This window comes from Pseudomonas fluorescens, from assembly GCF_902497775.2.
Lineage (GTDB): Bacteria > Pseudomonadota > Gammaproteobacteria > Pseudomonadales > Pseudomonadaceae > Aquipseudomonas > Aquipseudomonas putida_F.
The window spans coordinates 492,110-510,303 of the sequence record NZ_OZ024668.1 but is presented as its reverse complement, the minus strand read 5'-3'; the positions used below and the strand labels follow the sequence as shown (position 1 = coordinate 510,303).

The 18,194-nt window shown below is 62.1% G+C and carries 16 protein-coding genes; 7 read left to right on the top strand and 9 right to left on the bottom strand.

Annotation, left to right across the window (positions count from 1 at the left end):
- The first annotated feature begins 84 nt into the window (after positions 1 to 84).
- From F8N82_RS02485 to F8N82_RS02460, 6 genes are all read left to right on the top strand, one after another.
- Positions 85 to 1,425, top strand: coding sequence for an imelysin family protein (locus F8N82_RS02485; RefSeq protein WP_038998907.1), 1,341 nt, complete (start codon positions 85 to 87; stop codon positions 1,423 to 1,425).
- Between the two features lie 171 nt (positions 1,426 to 1,596).
- On the top strand, positions 1,597 to 3,024 hold the full coding sequence (locus F8N82_RS02480) for a di-heme oxidoredictase family protein (RefSeq protein WP_038998905.1): 1,428 nt from the start codon (positions 1,597 to 1,599) through the stop codon (positions 3,022 to 3,024).
- Positions 3,025 to 3,039: 15 nt separating this feature from the next.
- Entirely contained in the window at positions 3,040 to 4,104 is a 1,065-nt protein-coding gene (locus F8N82_RS02475; protein ID WP_038998904.1) for an imelysin family protein, read from the top strand.
- Between the two features lie 2 nt (positions 4,105 to 4,106).
- Positions 4,107 to 5,204 (top strand): DUF1513 domain-containing protein, encoded by a 1,098-nt coding sequence (locus F8N82_RS02470; protein WP_038998903.1) that lies wholly within the window; start codon positions 4,107 to 4,109, stop codon positions 5,202 to 5,204.
- Between the two features lie 124 nt (positions 5,205 to 5,328).
- Positions 5,329 to 6,486 (top strand): efflux RND transporter periplasmic adaptor subunit, encoded by a 1,158-nt coding sequence (locus F8N82_RS02465; protein WP_038998902.1) that lies wholly within the window; start codon positions 5,329 to 5,331, stop codon positions 6,484 to 6,486.
- Positions 6,487 to 6,499: 13 nt separating this feature from the next.
- On the top strand, positions 6,500 to 9,547 hold the full coding sequence (locus F8N82_RS02460; protein WP_038998901.1) for a multidrug efflux RND transporter permease subunit: 3,048 nt from the start codon (positions 6,500 to 6,502) through the stop codon (positions 9,545 to 9,547).
- Positions 9,548 to 9,602: 55 nt separating this feature from the next.
- Here the strand turns inward: F8N82_RS02460 and F8N82_RS02455 are convergent, their stop codons facing one another.
- The 5 genes from F8N82_RS02455 to colR form a co-directional block, all read right to left on the bottom strand.
- The gene (locus F8N82_RS02455) at positions 9,603 to 9,830 is read right to left on the bottom strand and encodes a hypothetical protein (protein WP_038998900.1); all 228 of its coding nucleotides are present in this window, start codon (positions 9,828 to 9,830) and stop codon (positions 9,603 to 9,605) included.
- Positions 9,830 to 10,540, bottom strand: coding sequence for a lipopolysaccharide kinase InaA family protein (locus F8N82_RS02450; protein ID WP_038998899.1), 711 nt, complete (start codon positions 10,538 to 10,540; stop codon positions 9,830 to 9,832). The genes F8N82_RS02455 and F8N82_RS02450 overlap by 1 nt, the downstream gene beginning before the upstream one ends.
- A gap of 7 nt (positions 10,541 to 10,547) precedes the next feature.
- On the bottom strand, positions 10,548 to 11,228 hold the full coding sequence (locus F8N82_RS02445; RefSeq protein WP_038998898.1) for a class I SAM-dependent methyltransferase: 681 nt from the start codon (positions 11,226 to 11,228) through the stop codon (positions 10,548 to 10,550).
- A gap of 136 nt (positions 11,229 to 11,364) precedes the next feature.
- Positions 11,365 to 12,663: a sensor histidine kinase gene (locus F8N82_RS02440; RefSeq protein WP_038998897.1), complete on the bottom strand. Its 1,299-nt coding sequence runs from the start codon at positions 12,661 to 12,663 to the stop codon at positions 11,365 to 11,367.
- Positions 12,653 to 13,336, bottom strand: coding sequence for a two-component system response regulator ColR (colR, locus tag F8N82_RS02435; protein WP_038998896.1), 684 nt, complete (start codon positions 13,334 to 13,336; stop codon positions 12,653 to 12,655). Before colR ends, F8N82_RS02440 begins: the two co-directional genes overlap by 11 nt.
- A gap of 189 nt (positions 13,337 to 13,525) precedes the next feature.
- Between colR and F8N82_RS02430 the strand changes: the two genes are divergently transcribed.
- Positions 13,526 to 14,305, top strand: coding sequence for a phosphatase PAP2 family protein (locus F8N82_RS02430; RefSeq protein WP_052251633.1), 780 nt, complete (start codon positions 13,526 to 13,528; stop codon positions 14,303 to 14,305).
- A 327-nt stretch (positions 14,306 to 14,632) separates the two neighbouring features.
- Here F8N82_RS02430 and groL read toward each other — a convergent pair whose 3' ends face one another.
- The 4 genes from groL to F8N82_RS02410 form a co-directional block, all read right to left on the bottom strand.
- Positions 14,633 to 16,285, bottom strand: a complete 1,653-nt coding sequence (gene groL / locus F8N82_RS02425; RefSeq protein WP_038998895.1) for a chaperonin GroEL — start codon at positions 16,283 to 16,285, stop codon at positions 14,633 to 14,635.
- Between the two features lie 47 nt (positions 16,286 to 16,332).
- Positions 16,333 to 16,626 (bottom strand): co-chaperone GroES, encoded by a 294-nt coding sequence (locus F8N82_RS02420; protein ID WP_009050540.1) that lies wholly within the window; start codon positions 16,624 to 16,626, stop codon positions 16,333 to 16,335.
- Positions 16,627 to 16,883: 257 nt separating this feature from the next.
- Positions 16,884 to 17,387, bottom strand: coding sequence for an FxsA family protein (locus F8N82_RS02415; RefSeq protein ID WP_038998894.1), 504 nt, complete (start codon positions 17,385 to 17,387; stop codon positions 16,884 to 16,886).
- 64 nt (positions 17,388 to 17,451) lie between these two features.
- Positions 17,452 to 18,183 carry a HugZ family protein gene (locus tag F8N82_RS02410; protein WP_038998893.1) on the bottom strand — a complete coding sequence of 244 codons (732 nt, stop codon included), beginning with the start codon at positions 18,181 to 18,183 and terminating at the stop codon, positions 17,452 to 17,454.
- Between the last annotated feature and the right edge of the window lie 11 nt (positions 18,184 to 18,194).

Sequence of the window (18,194 nt, the reverse complement as noted above, 5' to 3'; positions counted from 1 at the left end):
ACACAAAATGCAAATCTTTCGCATTATGTTGCAGTTTTGCGTGCCCCGGTACGCCTGTCCAACCTCTCGACGCAGGAATTCGCCATGATTCGTATGCCTCTGGCCACCGCCAGTCTGTTGGCCATTGCCATCTCTCTCGCCGGTTGCGGCGACAGCAAGGACAAGGACAAGGCCGCCGCACCGCAAGCTCCGGCTGCCACCTCTTCGGCTGCCGCACCGGCCGCCGCTGGCGCCGTCGACGAGGCAGCGGCAAAAGCCGTGGTCAAGCATTACGCCGACATGGTCCATGCCGTGTACAGCGACTCGCTGAGCACCGCCAAGACCCTGCAAACCGCTATCGACGCCTTCCTCGCCAAACCCAACGACGAAAACCTGAACGCCGCCAAGGCCGCCTGGGTGGCTTCCCGTGTGCCGTACCTGCAGAGCGAAGTGTTCCGCTTCGGCAACACCATCATCGACGACTGGGAAGGTCAGGTGAACGCCTGGCCGCTGGACGAAGGCCTGATCGACTATGTCGACAAGAGCTACGAGCATGCCTTGGGTAACCCTGGCGCTACCGCCAACATCATCGCCAACACTGAAGTTCAGGTCGGCGAAGACAAGGTAGACGTCAAGGACATCACCCCCGAGAAACTGGCCAGCCTGAACGAGCTGGGCGGCTCCGAAGCCAACGTTGCCACTGGCTACCACGCTATCGAATTCCTGCTCTGGGGCCAGGACCTCAACGGTACTGGCCCAGGCGCTGGTGCCCGTCCGGCTTCCGATTACCTCGAAGGCAAGGGCGCTACCGGCGGCCATAACGAACGCCGCCGTGCCTACCTGAAAGCCGTGACCCAACTGCTGGTCAACGACCTCGAAGAAATGGTCGGCAACTGGGCACCGAACGTCGCTACCAATTACCGCGCCACCCTCGAAGCAGAACCTGTGACCGACGGCCTGCGCAAAATGCTGTTCGGCATGGGCAGCCTGTCGCTGGGCGAACTGGCTGGCGAGCGCATGAAGGTGTCCCTGGAGGCCAACTCGCCTGAAGACGAGCAAGACTGCTTCAGCGACAACACCCACAACTCGCACTTCTACGACGCCAAGGGCATCCGTAACGTCTACCTGGGCGAGTACACCCGCGCCGACGGCAGCAAGCTGACCGGCCCAAGCCTGTCGTCGCTGGTGGCCAAGATCGACGCGGCTACCGACACCACCCTCAAGGCCGACCTGGAAGCGACCGAAGCCAAGATCCAGGTTATGGTCGACCACGCCGCCAAAGGCGAGCACTACGACCAGTTGATCGCTGCCGACAACGCTGCCGGCAACCAGATCGTGCGTGACGCCATCGCCGCCCTGGTCAAGCAGACCGGCGCGATCGAGCAGGCCGCGAGCAAACTGGGCATCGCCAACCTGGCGCCAGACAACGCTGATCACGAGTTCTGATTCAGCGGCGATTGAAAGAGGCGACCTTCGGGTCGCCTTTTTTATATCTGCAACCGGCTCCCACAGGGCATGAGCACAGATTTCATCCAGCAAACGCAAATCCCTCTTATTCAATCACCCTGAGCCTGCTAAGCTTGCACGCCGGTTTTTGCCCAAGCCCCAGGATTATTGATGTCCTCGTTGCTTCCCCGCCTCAGTCCCCTGCTTCTGGCCTTCCTTCTGGCCGGCTGCGACGACGCACCGCGTTTCACCCAGGCCGAGCCCGGTGAGGCGCTGGCCGGTGGCAAAGCGACGGTGAACAAGCGCGACCAGAACGCCTACTCCATGCCTTCGGCCAACCTGACGCCGAGCCGGCGCCTGGACTTCAGCGTCGGCAACAGCTTTTTCCGCAGCCCCTGGGTGATCGCCCCGTCGACCACCACCGCCCGCGACGGCCTGGGCCCGCTGTTCAATACCAATGCCTGCCAGAACTGCCACATCAAGGACGGTCGCGGCCACCCGCCGGGGCCCAACGCCGCCAATTCGGTGTCGATGCTGGTGCGCCTGTCGATCCCGGATCAACCGCAGTACGCCAAGGTCATCGAGCAACTGGGCATCGTCCCGGAGCCGGTGTATGGCGGTCAGTTGCAAGACATGGCAGTGCCCGGTGTAGCACCCGAAGGCAAGGTGCGGGTCGAGTACGACATGCAACAGGTCAGCTTCAAGGACGGCACTGAAGTCGAACTGCGCAAGCCACGGCTGCAGATCAGCCAACTGGGCTACGGCCCGATGCACCCCGATACCCGTTTCTCCGCCCGGATCGCCCCGCCGATGATCGGCCTGGGCCTGCTCGAGGCCATCCCCGAAGCGGCGATCCTGGCCAATGCCGACCCCGATGACCGCAACGGCGATGGTATCCGTGGTCGCGCCAACCAGGTCTGGGACGACGCCCAGGGCAAGACCGTGCTCGGCCGCTTCGGCTGGAAGGCCGGGCAGCCGAACCTCAACCAGCAGAATGTCCACGCGTTTTCCGGCGACATGGGCCTGACCACCAGCCTGCGGCCGATGGACGATTGCACCCCGGCGCAGACCGACTGCCTCAATGCCGCCAACGGCAACGGTGCCAACGGCGAGCAGGAAGTCAGCGACAACATCCTGCGCCTGGTGCTGTTCTATACCCGCAACCTGGCGGTGCCAGTACGCAAGGACATCGACTCGACCCAGGTGCTGGCCGGCAAGAACCTGTTCCACCAGGCTGGCTGCCAGAGCTGCCACACGCCGCAATTCACCACCGCCAGCGACGCCGCCGAGCCGGAGCTGGCCAATCAGTTGATCCGCCCCTACAGCGACTTGCTGCTGCATGACATGGGCCCGGGCCTGGCGGATAACCGCACCGAGTTCGCCGCCAGCGGCCAGGACTGGCGCACCCCGCCACTGTGGGGCATCGGCTTGAACGAGACCGTCAGCGGTCACACCCAGTTTCTTCACGATGGTCGTGCCCGCAACCTGCTCGAAGCCGTGCTCTGGCACGGTGGCGAGGCGCAAGCGGCCAAGCAGCACGTACTGACTTTCAATGCCGAGCAGCGCGCCGCGTTGCTGGCGTTCCTGAATTCACTTTAAGCAAAGGAGCCGGGCATGTTCCGTCCCAAACTGTTGTTCACCAGCCTTGCCGCCCTCGCCCTCGGCGCCTGCTCGCCGCAAGACCCACAAGCGGTGACTTCGGCGGCAATCGCCCAACAGGTGATCCTGCCGACCTACAGCCGCTGGGTCGAAGCCGACCGCCAGCTGGCCGTCAGTGCCCTGGCCTTCTGTGAAGGCAAGGCGGACCTGGCCACTGCCCGTGCCGACTTCCTCCACGCGCAAAAAGCCTGGGCCGAGCTGCAACCGCTGCTGATCGGTCCGCTGGCTGAAGGCAATCGCGCCTGGCAGGTGCAGTTCTGGCCCGACAAGAAGAACCTGGTCGGCCGGCAGGTCGAACAGCTGGTCAATGGCGACAAACCGGTCGACGCCCAAACCCTGGGCAAATCCAGTGTCGTCGTGCGCGGCCTGTCGGCTTACGAGTACATCCTCTTCGACAGCAAGCCGGATGCCGCCAACGCCGAACAGAAAGCCCGCTACTGCCCGCTGCTGGTAGCCATCGGCGAGCACCAGAAAGCCCTGGCCGAGGAAATCCTCAAAGGCTGGAACACCACCGACGGCATGCTGGCGCAGATGACCAAGTTCCCCAACCAGCGCTATGCCGATTCCCACGAGGCCATCGCCGACCTGCTGCGTGCCCAGGTCACCGCCCTGGACACTCTGAAGAAAAAGCTCGGCGCCCCCATGGGCCGCCTGAGCAAGGGCATCCCGCAGCCACTGCAAGCCGAAGCCTGGCGCAGCCACTCCTCGCTGAAAAGCCTGCAAGCCAGCCTCAATGCAGCCCAGACCGTCTGGGTCGGGGTCGACAACAAGGGCCTGCGCGGCCTGCTGGGCAAAGACCAGCAAGCCCTGGCCGACAAGATCGACGCAGCTTACGCTAACGCCACCACGCTGCTGGCCAGCAACCAGAAAACCCTGGGCGAGTTGCTCGACGACGAAGCCGGTCGCCAGCAACTGAACACCATTTACGACAGCCTCAACGTCGTCCACCGCCTGCACGAAGGCGAGCTGGCCAAGGCGCTGGGCATCCAGCTGGGCTTCAACGCCAACGACGGTGACTGATCATGTTGCGACGCCAGGCTCTCAAACTCGGTAGCGTTGTGCTCAGCGCCCTCACCCTCGGCGGCTGGACCCTGTTTCGCAACAAGAGCAGCACGCCGCTGCTGCTCTCGGCGCGTGACGATGGCGACGGCAAGCACTACGCCGTCGGCTACCGCCTGGACGGTACCCAGGTGTTCGCCACCCAGGTGGGCCAGCGTTGCCACGACATCATCAACCATCCCGAGCAGCCGATTGCCCTGTTCGTTGCCCGCCGCCCGGGCACCGAGAGCTACCTGATCGACCTGCGCGATGGCCGCTTGCTGCAGACCATCACCTCGCAGCCGAACCGGCACTTCTACGGCCATGCGGTGATGCACAAGAGCGGCGAATGGCTGTACGCCACCGAGAACGACACCACCGACCCCGGCCGTGGCGTGCTCGGGGTCTATCGGTTCGACGGCGAACGCCTGCAGCACAGCGGTGAAATCTCCACCCACGGCATCGGCCCGCACCAGGTGTCGTGGATGCCCGACGGTGAAACCCTGGTGGTGGCCAATGGCGGTATCCGTACCGAGGCCGAAAGCCGGGTAGAGATGAACCTCGACGCCATGCAGCCGAGCCTGGTGCTGATGCAGCGCGATGGCACCCTGCTGAGCAAAGAGGTGCTCAGCCAGCAGATGAACAGCGTGCGCCACCTGGCAATTGCCAGCGATGGCACCATCGTCGCCGGCCAGCAGTTCATGGGTGCCAGCCACGAGACGGCCGAGTTGCTGGCGATCAAGCGTCCGGGCCAGGCCTTCGAAGCCTTTCCGGTGCCTGAGCAACAGTTGCAATCGATGGCCCACTACACCGCCAGCGTCGCTATCCACAGCGAGCTTCGCCTGGTGGCCCTGACCGCGCCGCGCGCCAATCGCCTGTTCATCTGGGACCTGGATAGCGCGCAAGTACGCCTGGACGCACCGATGCCCGACTGCGCCGGGGTAGGCGCGGTGGCAGACGGTTTTGTCGTGACCTCCGGCCAGGGCCGTTGCCGTCTGTACGATTGCCGCAAGCCCGAACTGATCGGCCAGCCGCTGCAGTTGCCTTCGGCGTTCTGGGACAACCACTTGCACCTGGTCTGAAAATACCCGGGAATTCACCCTTCCCAGGCCTGGTCAAACGAGTAATATCGGCTACATCGCACGTGGGCAGGATCGCCCGAAGTCGTGCCATTCGAAGAATAATTCGTCTCCAAGGAACTGGACTATGCTGCGCCGCCGCATGCTGATCATGTTGGGTGTTGTCCTGTTGCTGGTGCTGATTCTGGGGGGCTACAAAGCCTTTTCCATCTATCAGCAGGTCCAGATGTTCTCGGTCCCCAAGCCACCGATCAGCGTGGCGGCGACCGAGGCCAGTGAACGCGCCTGGCAGAACCGCCTGCCGGCAGTGGGCAGCCTCAAGGCGCTGCAAGGGGTCGACCTGAGCCTGGAGAACGCCGGCACGGTCAAGGCCCTGCTTTTCGAATCCGGGCAGAAGGTCAGTAAAGACCAGCTGTTGCTGCAACTGGACAGCGCCGTCGAAACCGCCCTGCTCGGCACCGCCCTCGCCGACCTCGGCCTGGCCCAGGTCGATTACAGCCGCGGCAGCCAGCTGGTGGGCAGCCAGGCCATCTCCAAGGGCGAGTTCGACCGCCTCAGCGCCCAGTTCAAGCGCACCAAGGCAGTGGTCGATCAGCTCAAAGCGGCACTGGCGAAAAAAAGCATCAATGCGCCGTTCAGCGGCACCATCGGCATCCGCCAAGTGGATGTCGGCGACTACCTGGCCAGCGGCACGGTGATCGCGACCTTGCAGGACCTGAGCAGCCTCTACGTCGATTTCTTCGTCCCCGAACAGTCGATTCCCAAACTGAGCATCGGCCAGCAGGTGCTGGTCACTGTCGCCGCCTACCCGCAGGAACACTTCCCCGGCACCATCAGCGCCATCAACCCCAAGGTCGAGGACAGCACCCGCAACGTGCAGGTTCGCGCCACTCTGGCCAACCCTGACGGCAAGCTGCTGCCCGGCATGTTCACCAGCCTGCAGGTACTGCTGCCTGACCCGCAGCCCCAGGTGGTGGTGCCGGAAAGCGCGGTCACCTACACCCTCTATGGCAACTCGGTATACGTCGCCGTGGCGAAAAAGCCGGAAACGGCCGAGGACGCTAAAGCGCAAGACACCGCCGAAGCCCAGCCGATCCTGATTGCCGAGCGCCGCTTCGTCGAGACCGGCGAGCGCCGCGATGGCCTGGTGGTCATCAGCAAAGGGCTCAAGGCCGGTGAAACCGTGGTCACCGCCGGCCAGCTGAAACTCACCCAGGGCGCGCCGATCAACATCAGCCCGGACAAAGCCCTGCAAGCTCCCGACAGCCAGCCGCGCAGCAACTGATCAAGGAACCGTCATGGCCTTTACCGATCCGTTCATCCGCCGCCCGGTACTGGCCAGCGTGGTCAGCCTGCTGATCGTGCTGCTCGGCTTCCAGGCCTGGAGCAAGCTGCCGATCCGTCAGTATCCGCAGATGGAAAACGCCCTGATCACGGTGACCACCGCCTACCCCGGGGCCAATGCCGAGACCATCCAGGGTTACATCACCCAACCGCTGCAGCAGAGCCTGGCCAGCGCCGAAGGCATCGACTACATGACCTCGGTAAGCCGGCAGAACTTTTCGGTGATCTCGATCTACGCGCGCATCGGCTCGGACAGCGACCGGCTGTTCACCGAGCTGCTGGCCAAGGCCAACGAGGTCAAGAACAAACTGCCCCAGGACGCCGAAGACCCGGTGCTGAGCAAGGAAGCCGCCGACGCTTCGGCGCTGATGTACGTGAGTTTCTACAGCAGCGAGCTAAGCAACCCGCAAATCACCGACTACCTGTCGCGGGTCATCCAGCCCAAGCTCGCGACCCTGCCGGGCATGGCCGAAGCCGAGATCCTCGGCAACCAGCTGTTCGCCATGCGCCTGTGGATCGACCCGGTGAAGCTCGCAGGCTACGGCCTGAGCGCCAACGACGTGACCCAGGCCGTGCGCGGCTACAACTTCCTGTCGGCGGCCGGCGAACTCAAGGGCGAGTACATCGTCACCAGTATCAACGCCACTACCGAACTGAAGAGCGCCGAAGCCTTCGCCAACATCCCGCTCAAGACCAGCGGCGACAGCCGGGTGCTGCTCGGCGATGTGGCGCGGGTCGAAATGGGCGCCGAGAACTACGACACGGTCAGCTCCTTCGACGGCACGCCCTCGGTGTACATCGGCATCAAAGCCACCCCGGCGGCCAACCCGCTGGAAGTGATCAAGGAGGTGCGCAAGCTCATGCCCGAGCTGGAAAGCCAGTTGCCACCGAACCTGAAATCCTCGATCGCCTACGACGCCACGCTGTTCATCCAGGCCTCGATCGACGAAGTGGTGAAAACCCTGGTCGAAGCGGTGCTGATCGTCATCGTCGTGGTCTTCCTGTTCCTCGGCGCCCTGCGCTCGGTGCTGATCCCGGTGGTCACCATCCCGCTGTCGATGATCGGCGTACTGTTCTTCATGCAGTTGATGGGCTATTCCCTGAATTTGCTCACCCTGCTGGCCATGGTCCTGGCCATCGGCCTGGTGGTCGATGACGCCATTGTCGTGGTGGAAAACATCCACCGTCACATCGAAGAAGGTAAATCGCCCCGCGACGCGGCCTTGGAAGGCGCCCGGGAGATCGCCATGCCGGTGGTGTCGATGACCATCACCCTGGCGGCGGTCTACGCCCCTATCGGCTTTCTGGAAGGGCTCACGGGTGCGCTGTTCAAGGAGTTCGCCCTGACCCTGGCCGGCGCTGTGGTGATCTCCGGAGTCGTGGCCCTGACCCTGTCGCCGATGATGTGCGCCCTGCTCCTGCGTCACGAACAGAACCCCACGGGCCTGGCCCACCGCCTGGACCTTTTGTTCGAGCGGCTCAAGCAGCGCTACCAGAAAAGCCTTCACGGCACCCTCAACACCCGGCCGGTGGTGCTGGTGTTTGCGCTGATCGTGCTGTGCCTGATTCCGGTGTTCCTGATGTTCACCAAGAACGAACTGGCACCCGACGAAGACCAGGGCGTCATCTTCATGATGGCCACCGCGCCGCAGCCGACCAACCTTGACTACCTGAACAGCTACACCGACGAGTTCCTCAAGATCTTCAAGGACTTCCCCGAGTACTACTCGTCGTTCCAGATCAACGGTTTCAACGGCGTGCAGTCGGGTATCGGCGGCTTTCTGCTCAAGCCGTGGAACGAGCGCGAGCGCACCCAGATGGAGTTGCTGCCGCTGGTACAGGCCAAGCTTGAAGGCATCAGCGGCCTGCAGATCTTCGGCTTCAACCTGCCCTCGCTGCCCGGCACCGGTGAAGGTTTGCCCTTTGCCTTCGTGATCAACACCGCCAATGACTACGCCTCCTTGCTGGAGGTCGCCGAACGGGTCAAGGCCCGCGCCCAGGCGTCGGGCAAGTTTGCTTTCCTCGACATCGACCTGGCCTTCGACAAGCCGGAGGTGGTGGTCGATATAGACCGGGCCAAGGCGGCGCAGATGGGCGTGTCCATGGATGCCCTGGGTGGCACCCTGGCAACGCTGCTGGCTGAAGCGGAGATCAACCGGTTTACCATCGACGGGCGCAGCTACAAGGTCATTGCCCAGGTCGAGCGGCCCTTTCGCGACAACCCCGACTGGCTGAACAACTACTACGTGAAGAACCAGCAAGGGCAGATGCTGCCGCTATCGACCCTGATCAGCATCAGCGACCGCGCCCGCCCGCGTCAGCTCAACCAGTTCCAGCAACTGAACTCGACGATCATCCAGGGCTTTGCGCTGGTCAGCATGGGCGAGGCACTGGACACCGTGCGTACCATCGCCCGCGAGGAAGCGCCGGAAGGCTATGGTTTTGATTATGGCGGCGCGGCGCGTCAGTTCGTCCAGGAAGGCAGCGCCCTGTGGGTAACCTTCGGCCTGGCCCTGGCGATCATCTTTTTGGTGCTGGCGGCCCAGTTCGAGAGTTTTCGCGACCCGCTGGTGATCCTGGTGACCGTACCGCTGTCGATCTGCGGGGCGTTGATCCCGCTGTTCCTGGGTATTTCGAGCATGAACATCTACACCCAGGTGGGCCTGGTGACCCTGATCGGGCTGATCAGCAAACACGGCATCCTGATCGTCGAGTTCGCCAACCAGTTGCGCCAGCAAAAAGGCCTGAGCGCCCGCGAAGCGGTGGAGGAAGCTGCGGCCATTCGTCTGCGTCCGGTGCTGATGACCACGGCGGCGATGGTGTTCGGCATGGTGCCGCTGATCCTCGCCACCGGCGCCGGCGCGGTCAGCCGCTTTGACATCGGCACGGTGATCGCCTCCGGGATGTCGGTGGGCACCTTGTTCACCCTGTTCGTGCTGCCGTGTATCTACACCTTGCTGGCCAAGGCTGATGCACCGCAAGCGGCCGCCCAGACGGCGTAAAAACGCAAAAGGCCTCGTCAATGACGAGGCCTTTGCCAGTTCAGCATTCACAGATTCAGCCGCTGGCGCGTACACCCTGGCTGAGCCCGAACAGCAACAACAATATATCGTGGTCGGGTTTGGCATCGACCTGGGGTTTCATTACCCGTGGCAGCGGGCATTGCGCACCCGTGTCGACCTTGCTGAAAATCTGCGGGCGCGGCTCTTCCCACGCGGCTACGGCGGCGGTTGCCACCCCCAGCGCGATCAGCAGAAAAACACCTCGAGCTATTTCTAGTTTCATTACTCTAAACCTTTGACAGCGCTGCCAAACGCCATCTGGTAAAAATAGAGCAGTTTTTGCCACTCTGCGTCAGTGAAAGACGAATGGCGGCGCAATTGTTTAAGGTCATTGGCCGCAGCACGCTGGCAACTGATGCGCCGACGACACTTCTCCAGATCGAGCAATGCCACCTCGGCCCTGGCCTCGGCACCCTCGCCGACAACCTTGACGAACACATGCTTGCCATACAGGCAGCCATGTTGCCAATGACCCCGGTGCATCCGCGCCAGGTTCTGCGCCAGGTCCTGCAGAACCCGCTCATGCAGTGACGGGTGGTAGCGCTCACGGGCGCCGGCGGCGAACCAGCTGTCGATGTCCTCGAAACCTTCCAGCGCCTCGCTGACCAGCAAAGCCCGCCACTGATGTTCGGCATCACGGTCAACGCCGCAATAGACGATATGCGGCACCCGCACTCCAAGCTGCTCAAAGCTGTTCAGGGCATCGTATTCACGCAGCACGGTAGGGCGCCCGAACGGGTGCAACAGGCTGCGGTAGATATGGCCGATCTGACGCTTGGCATAAAACGTATGGCCGGCGTCGTCGCTCAGTCGCTGTACACCACTCTCGCCGCCGCGACGCTGATTGGGCTCCTCGACCCATTCACCCTGCTGCTGCCAGAAATGATCGAACTGATCCTTGTTCGTCGTTGCTGCTGTGCGCTCAAACCCCATGCCCCGCTTACCCCTTACGCAATAGATAGACTCGCCACATGGCGTAGAACGGCAAGAAGTCCAAACGTTCCTGAATGCGGAAACCGGCGGCTTCGAATTCTTCTTCAACCGTAGCAGCGGGTAACACAAAACGATTCTGGTAACTGCCCTGCCCGCTTTCAGCGTAACGCCGCTGCTCGAGCTTTTTGCGCCGCCAGGCTTTGAAATTGCCGTCGACCCACAGCGAAACGATCACGCTGTCGCGTGTAACTCGTTGAAATTCAGAGAGTATTGCTTTGCGATGAGCTGCTTCACCGATGTGATGGAGCAAGCGCATGCAGAAAATGCTGTCGACCGAGTTGTCCGGCAAATCGATGGCGAACGCAGATGTCTGCAAAGTACGTACCCGTTCCACCACTTCGGCCGGTTGCGAGGCACGCGCCGTTTCGAGCATGGCTTCGGAATTGTCGGCGCCGATGATCACCCGGTTGGGTTTTTCTGCCAGCAATGGCCAGAAACGCCCGGCGCCGCACGGCAGGTCGAGGACCAGCCCGGGCTCGCCAGCCAGCGCCAGGGCGCGACGGGCCAGTTGCTCGTCACGCTGATGGGACATCCTGCGCGCCAGGCCATCTTGATGCTTGAGGAAGTACTCCTGGGCGTGCTGCTGGTCGTACTTTTGCGAAAACTCGAGTTTGATAGGGCTACGCATTGTGCATCTCCTGACTCCAATACGCTCACCTTAGGCAGCCAAGCGTTGGCGTCAGGTCATGCTGGTGTGAAAATTTTGTTAGTTTCAACGACAAAAGTTTCAATTAATTACAAACCTTCACACCTGGCCAATGGCCCTACTCAGGTTCCGAGGACCTTTGCGGCCCCAGGCTCAGGTCTACGTGAAAGCGGCAGCCATGCGGCACCATGGCGGTCAGGCCGACCGTCCAGCCCTGGTCATCGCAAATCCTCTGCACCAGTGACAAGCCAAGGCCCAAGCCCTCGCCGCGCTTCTCATCGCCGCGCACGAACGGCCGGAACATGGCTTCGCGCTGCTCTTCGGGGATCCCTACACCACTGTCTTCAACCAGAAAGCCGGCCGGCTCCAGGGTCAGGCGGATAAAGCCCTGATCGGTGTAGTGCGCGGCGTTGCGCAGCAGGTTGCCCATCACCGCCTGGAGGAAAGTGGCGTTGTACAGGCTCGAGGGGGCCGCCTTGGCGTCGTACAGCAAGGTCAGGCCTTTCTGCTCGATGGTGTCGCGCCAGACGCCTATCAGATCATCCGCAACTTCCTTCATGCTCGCCTGCGACGCCACTGCGCCTTCGTCGCGCTGGGCGCGGGCGAGCATCAGGAAGGTCTTCACCAGCTCCTGCATCTCTTCGGTTGCCCGGGCAATACGCTCGACCTGGGAACGCGCCCGGGTGTCGATATTGGGATTGACCAGCAGCAGCTCACAGGAGCTTGCCAGCACCATCAGTGGGGTGCGCAACTCATGGCTGACGTCGCTGGTAAACAGCCGTTCACGGGTCAGGGCATCACGCAGACGCCCCAGGGTGTCGTCGAACGCCACCGCCAGCTGGCCGACTTCGTCTGCGGCGTAGTCAGGTGCCAACGGGGGTGCCAGACCCAGCAACTGGTCACGGTGTCGTACCTGGCGCGCCAGGCGAATCACCGGCGCCATTACCCGGCGGGCCAGCACCCAACCCAGGAACACCGCCAGCGCCAGGCTCAGGACGAAACCGACCACCACCACCGCGAACAGCACCCGCTCGCGCTCTTCGAAGTCGCTCTGGTCCTGCAGCAGCACGTAGCGGCGGCCGTCGACGATCTCGACCATCGCGTGATAGGACAGGTCTTCACGAAACACCTCATGAAAACCGCGGTCGAGGTGACGCAGGTCCTTGGGCAGCTCGAAGTCGTCGCGCCCGCCGCTGAAATAGAACAGTTGATCCGGTCGCGGCCGGTGGCTCCAGTCGCCGACGCTGTCCATGCGCAGCAAACGTTGCAGGTCGCCGCCCAACACCGCGGAAATCAACCGTTCTTCAACCAGGTGGACGGTCGCGACAATACCGAAGGCGAAGGCCCCGGCCACCAACGCGCTCATCAGGGCAAAGGCGATGATGATGCGCTGGGCAAGGCTCTGTCTAAACTCCATCACGACCCTCGGCCAGACGATAGCCGACGCCGTGAACGGTATGCAGCAGGGCCTTTTCAAATGGCTTGTCGATCACCTGGCGCAGTTGGTGAACATGGCTGCGCAGGCTGTCGCTGTCCGGACAATCATCACCCCACAGGGCCTCTTCGAGCACTTCGCGGCGCAGTACATGGGGGCTCTTCTGCATCAGCACTGCCAGCAGCTTGAGGCCGACCGGGTTGAGCTTGAGCAGCTTGCCTTCGCGGGTCACTTCCAGGGTGTCGAGGTCGTAGACCAGGTCGCTGACCTGCAAGGTGCGCCGGCCACCGCCCTGGGCGCGGCGCAACACCGCCTCGATGCGCGCGGCCAGCTCCGACAGCGCGAACGGTTTGAGCAGGTAATCGTCGGCGCCGGAACGGAAGCCCTGCAGACGGTCATCGAGCTGGTCGCGGGCGGTGAGCATGATCACCGGGGTATCACGCCGGGCATCTTCACGCAGACGCTTGCACAGGGTGTAACCGTCGATACCTGGCAACATGATGTCGAGCACGATCAGGTCATAGTGCTCGGTGGCGGCCAGGTGCAGGCCGGACAGACCATCCTGGGCACAGTCTACCGTGTAGCCCTTCAGCCCCAGGTAGTCGGCCAGATTGGCAAGGATATCGCGGTTGTCTTCAACCAGTAGAATTCGCATTGGGGTGTCTCCCGTCCGACGCTTTTGCCTGCATGGCAGGCGCAGCTTAAGGCCATCAGCGGCGCCCGGCTAGGTCGGCGCGACTTTATTGCAGGTTAACGTTTTTTTCACCGAGCCTTCACGGACAGGTGATGGCGGCTGCCCGAGAATTGCCGGTCGGACTGCCCCTTCCACCCGCCTGGACTTGCCATGTCACAACCTGCCTATTCCCGCCCGCTGAATTTCTGGATCGCCCTGGGTATCCCTGCCGTCACCGCAGTCATACTGATCCTGTTGGAGCTGACCTCACTGGACATGGACCTGGCCAAGCTGGCGTTCGACCCGGTGGCCGGGCAGTTCATTGGCCGGCACAGCTACTTTCTCGAAGATATCCTGCATGACCGGGCGAAACAGGCCGTGATCGTTCTGGGCCTGGTGGCCGTGGCAGCCTTTGCGGCGAGTTTCTTCTGGTCGCGGCTGTTCAGTTGGCGCCGGGAACTGGGCTGTCTGGTTCTGGCCATGAGCCTGTCTACCAGCTTTGTCACGCCGATCAAGGCGGTGACTGCGGTGCAGTGCCCGTGGAGCCTGACCGAGTTTGGCGGCAAAGAGACCTACAGCGAACTGCTCAGCCCGCGTCCGGCCACCGACAAGCCCGGGCGCTGCTGGCCGGGCGGTCATGCCGCGACCGGTTTTACCCTGTTTGCCCTGTTCTTTGTCCTGCGTGATCGGCGTCCACGCCTGGCACGGGCGGCGCTGGTGTTCGCCGTTGGCCTGGGCACGCTGTTTTCAGTGGGGCGCATGCTGCAGGGCGCGCACTTCTTCTCGCACAACGTGTGGACCGCAGTGTTTTGCTGGCTGATCAGCCTTGGGTGTTATTACTGGGTGCTGTATCGCCGGCCGGTTGAGCTGCAGCAGAAGGCACGGGTTCCGGTAGGAGCGGGCTTGCCCCGCGATAAGGCTGGAACAGCCAACTCATCGGGTAGGGCCTAGACTGCGATCGCGGGGCAAGCCCGCTCCTGCAAGGTGTAAAAAGCAGGCATAAAAAAGGTTCTTCACGGAATCCTGGGTTGGGGGGCGCGAGCTTATCCATTCGATGTGGCGCTGCTGCTGGCCCCTTCCGCCCTTACGGCGGGTCCCTTTGCCAAGACAAAGGGACCCGCCGTAAGGGCGGAAGGGGCCGGCAGCAGCGCCACAGTGAATGGATAAGCTAGAAACCTCAACATCCCAACCCAAGGATCATAGCCCCCGGCAACCCGTGAAGAACCAAAAAAAAGCCCCGCACAAGGCGGGGCTTTTTATCGAACGGGTAAGGCTGGCTTACATCATGCCGCCCATGCCGCCCATACCACCCATGCCGCCCATGTCTGGCATGCCGCCGCCAGCACCAGCTTCGGCTGGAGCGTCAGCAACCATGGCTTCGGTGGTGATCATCAGACCGCCGATCGAAGCTGCAGCTTGCAGGGCCGAACGGGTTACCTTGGCAGGGTCCAGGATACCCATTTCGATCATGTCGCCGTACTGGCCGGTCGCAGCGTTGTAACCGAAGTTGCCGGAACCTTGCTTGACCTTGTCGACCACTACGCTTGGCTCGTCGCCGGCGTTGGCAACGATCTGGCGCAGTGGCGCTTCAACAGCGCGACGCAGCAGCTGGATACCAACGTTCTGGTCTTCGTTGTCGCCTTTGAGTTCGGAGATCGCTTGCAGCGAGCGAACCAGGGCAACACCACCGCCAGGTACCACGCCTTCTTCGACGGCTGCACGGGTAGCGTGCAGGGCGTCTTCAACGCGGGCTTTCTTCTCTTTCATTTCGACTTCGGTGCCAGCACCGACCTTGATCACGGCAACACCGCCAGCCAGCTTGGCCAGACGCTCTTGCAGTTTTTCACGGTCGTAGTCCGAGGAAGTCTCGGCAACCTGAGTGCGGATCTGGGCGATGCGCGCCTGGATGTCGCCTTCTACACCAGCGCCGTCGACGATGATGGTGTTTTCCTTGGACAGGGTCACACGCTTGGCGTTACCCAGGTGTTCCAGGGTAGCGGACTCCAGGCTCAGGCCGATTTCTTCGGAGATCACGGTACCGCCGGTCAGGACAGCGATGTCCTGCAGCATGGCCTTGCGGCGGTCGCCGAAGCCAGGCGCCTTGACCGCAGCAACCTTGACGATGCCGCGCATGTTGTTGACTACCAGGGTAGCCAGCGCTTCGCCTTCGACGTCTTCAGCCACGATCAGCAGTGGACGGCCGGCCTTGGCAACGGCTTCCAGAACTGGCAGCAGTTCGCGGATGTTGGAGATCTTCTTGTCAACCAGCAGCAGCAGCGGGCCATCCAGCTCGGCGACCATGGTGTCTGGCTTGTTGACGAAGTATGGGGACAGGTAGCCACGGTCGAACTGCATGCCTTCTACGACCGACAGTTCGTTTTCCAGGCCCGAGCCTTCTTCGACGGTGATCACGCCTTCTTTACCGACTTTTTCCATGGCTTCGGCGATGATGTCACCGATGGAGTTGTCGGAGTTGGCCGAGATGGTACCGACCTGAGCGATGGCCTTGGAGTCGGCGCATGGCTTGGACAGGGACTTCAGCTCTTTGACGATGGCGATGGTGGCTTTATCGATACCACGCTTGAGGTCCATCGGGTTCATGCCGGCAGCAACGGCTTTCAGGCCTTCGCTGACGATGGCCTGAGCCAGAACGGTTGCGGTGGTGGTGCCGTCACCCGCTTCGTCGTTGGCCTTGGAGGCAACGTCTTTGAGCAGCTGGGCGCCCATGTTTTCGAAGGCGTCTTTGAGCTCGATTTCTTTGGCAACCGACACACCGTCTTTGGTGATGGTCGGAGCGCCGAAGCTCTTGGCCAGAACAACGTTACGGCCTTTCGGGCCCAGGGTGGCTTTTACAGCGTCAGCCAGAACGTTGACACCAACGAGCATTTTCTTACGGGCGGAGTCGCCGAATTTTACGTCTTTAGCAGCCATGATCGTTTAATCCTTGAATACTTTGGAGTAACGGGAAACCAGCGGAATCAGCCTTCGATGACAGCGAGAATCTCGTTCTCAGCCATCACCAGCAGGTCTTCGCCGTCAACTTTCACAGTGTTGCTGCCCGAGTAAGGGCCGAAAACCACCTTGTCACCCACTTTCACGGCCAGCGCACGCACTTCACCGTTGTCCAGGATGCGACCGGTACCTACAGCGACGATTTCGCCACGGTTAGGTTTTTCAGCGGCCGAACCTGGCAGAACGATACCGCCAGCGGTTTTCGATTCTTCTTCGCTGCGACGGATAACGACGCGGTCATGCAGAGGACGAAGCTTCATTGTCGATCTCTCCTAATTGTGGTTTTCATCGGCCGGTATCGACACCGGCGGGTTGATGCTTGCGGCGTAGCCGCTCGTAGCCCGCGGGGCGGACCACACATGTAATGTCTGGTGCAAATCACCAGAAACCTTGCGGTGACCCATACATGAGGTCGCCAAGAGCAATTACAAGGCTTGGCTGTGAAATTTTTTAGCGATCAGCTCCGTGCAAAGCAAAACGGCCCCCAAAGGGGCCGCAGGCAAAGCACACGTAACCGTTACAGATCCCGAGGATTGCGCAAGTTAGGCTGAGCAGGATCTTCACGGCCCACCACTTCGCCTTCGATTACCGTTGGCTGATGACCACGACCTGGCTGGCCGGGCCGCGCCATGAACGGATCGTCGCCAAAGGCGCGCTGGCGCATGGCCTGGGCCTCGGCGCGTTCGCGCATCTTGCGCCCGAGCAGGCGGCGGGTGAACGGCAACAGGCAGACCAGGCCGATCACGTCACTGATAAAGCCAGGCAACAGCAGCAGGCCGCCACCGAGGGCCAGCATCAGGCCGTGGAACATGTCTTCGGCGGGCAACTCGCCACGTTGCAGGCTCTCGCGGGCACGCAGGGCGGTGGCAAGACCGGCCACCCGCACCACCAGCACGCCCAGGGCGGAGCCGGCGATGATCAGCAGCAGCGCCGGAAAGAAGCCGATCGCGGTGCTGACCTTGAAAAACACATACAGCTCCAGCACCGGAAAAATCAGAAACAGCAATAGAAAAGCACGCATCAACGGTTCCTCTGCGCAAGATGTCCTTGCAGTAGACCTTTAATGGATGCGATCCCTCGCCATTTCAAGCCTCTGCGCTTTCACGCTGTGGCCATTGCTCGGCGCGGGCCAGAAAAACCAGGGCTTCGCGCACTTGTATCGGCGTGTTGCAAGGAGCCGCGAACGGCAGCCAGTGCAGCGCCTGGCCAATGCGCAGGTGCATGCCCTCGCTGTCGATGCCGACCATCTGCGCCGCCGTGGCCTGAGGCAGGCCGCTGAGCTGGACGTAGTGTTCGATGGCGTTGGCATGATCGCTGTTCATGTGCTCGATCATGCTCTGTTCGGCCTTGCCGGCAAAGGGGTTGGCCAGGGTCAGGTGATCGACCCAGTGGATCGCGCCGAAGCCGCCGATGTAGCGATGGCGCACCGGCTTGAGCACCCAGAAGTCGAAATCGTGGGCTTTATGGTAGTTGGCCGACTCGGGGAAGTAACGATAGTAGCGCTCTGCTGCCGCTTCGACCGCTTCGGGCTCGACCAGCTTGTGCGCCTCGGCCAGTACGGTAAGGCGGCCCACCGCCTGGACATCTTCGGCATCACGCTCGCCCACCAGCAACGAGCACTTGGGATCTTTTTGCAGATTGTGGGTGTGCTGGGCAATGCGGCTGATCAGGATCAGCGGGTTGCCGTCGGCATCCAGGCAGTAGGGCACCACCGATCCGAAGGGAAACCCCGGCATCGACTTGGAATGGGTCGACAGCACCCCGCGGTATTCCTTGAGCAGCAGCTCCCGTGCCTGTGTTGCGGCTTTAGCGCTCACTGTATGACTCC

Coding starts and splice junctions, on each gene's coding strand:
- F8N82_RS02485 (WP_038998907.1), top strand. CDS start 85: ATGATTCGTATGCCTCTGGCCACCGCCAGTCTGTTGGCCATTGCCATC.
- F8N82_RS02480 (WP_038998905.1), top strand. CDS start 1,597: ATGTCCTCGTTGCTTCCCCGCCTCAGTCCCCTGCTTCTGGCCTTCCTT.
- F8N82_RS02475 (WP_038998904.1), top strand. CDS start 3,040: ATGTTCCGTCCCAAACTGTTGTTCACCAGCCTTGCCGCCCTCGCCCTC.
- F8N82_RS02470 (WP_038998903.1), top strand. CDS start 4,107: ATGTTGCGACGCCAGGCTCTCAAACTCGGTAGCGTTGTGCTCAGCGCC.
- F8N82_RS02465 (WP_038998902.1), top strand. CDS start 5,329: ATGCTGCGCCGCCGCATGCTGATCATGTTGGGTGTTGTCCTGTTGCTG.
- F8N82_RS02460 (WP_038998901.1), top strand. CDS start 6,500: ATGGCCTTTACCGATCCGTTCATCCGCCGCCCGGTACTGGCCAGCGTG.
- F8N82_RS02455 (WP_038998900.1), bottom strand. CDS start 9,830: ATGAAACTAGAAATAGCTCGAGGTGTTTTTCTGCTGATCGCGCTGGGG.
- F8N82_RS02450 (WP_038998899.1), bottom strand. CDS start 10,540: ATGGGGTTTGAGCGCACAGCAGCAACGACGAACAAGGATCAGTTCGAT.
- F8N82_RS02445 (WP_038998898.1), bottom strand. CDS start 11,228: ATGCGTAGCCCTATCAAACTCGAGTTTTCGCAAAAGTACGACCAGCAG.
- F8N82_RS02440 (WP_038998897.1), bottom strand. CDS start 12,663: ATGGAGTTTAGACAGAGCCTTGCCCAGCGCATCATCATCGCCTTTGCC.
- colR (WP_038998896.1), bottom strand. CDS start 13,336: ATGCGAATTCTACTGGTTGAAGACAACCGCGATATCCTTGCCAATCTG.
- F8N82_RS02430 (WP_052251633.1), top strand. CDS start 13,526: ATGTCACAACCTGCCTATTCCCGCCCGCTGAATTTCTGGATCGCCCTG.
- groL (WP_038998895.1), bottom strand. CDS start 16,285: ATGGCTGCTAAAGACGTAAAATTCGGCGACTCCGCCCGTAAGAAAATG.
- F8N82_RS02420 (WP_009050540.1), bottom strand. CDS start 16,626: ATGAAGCTTCGTCCTCTGCATGACCGCGTCGTTATCCGTCGCAGCGAA.
- F8N82_RS02415 (WP_038998894.1), bottom strand. CDS start 17,387: ATGCGTGCTTTTCTATTGCTGTTTCTGATTTTTCCGGTGCTGGAGCTG.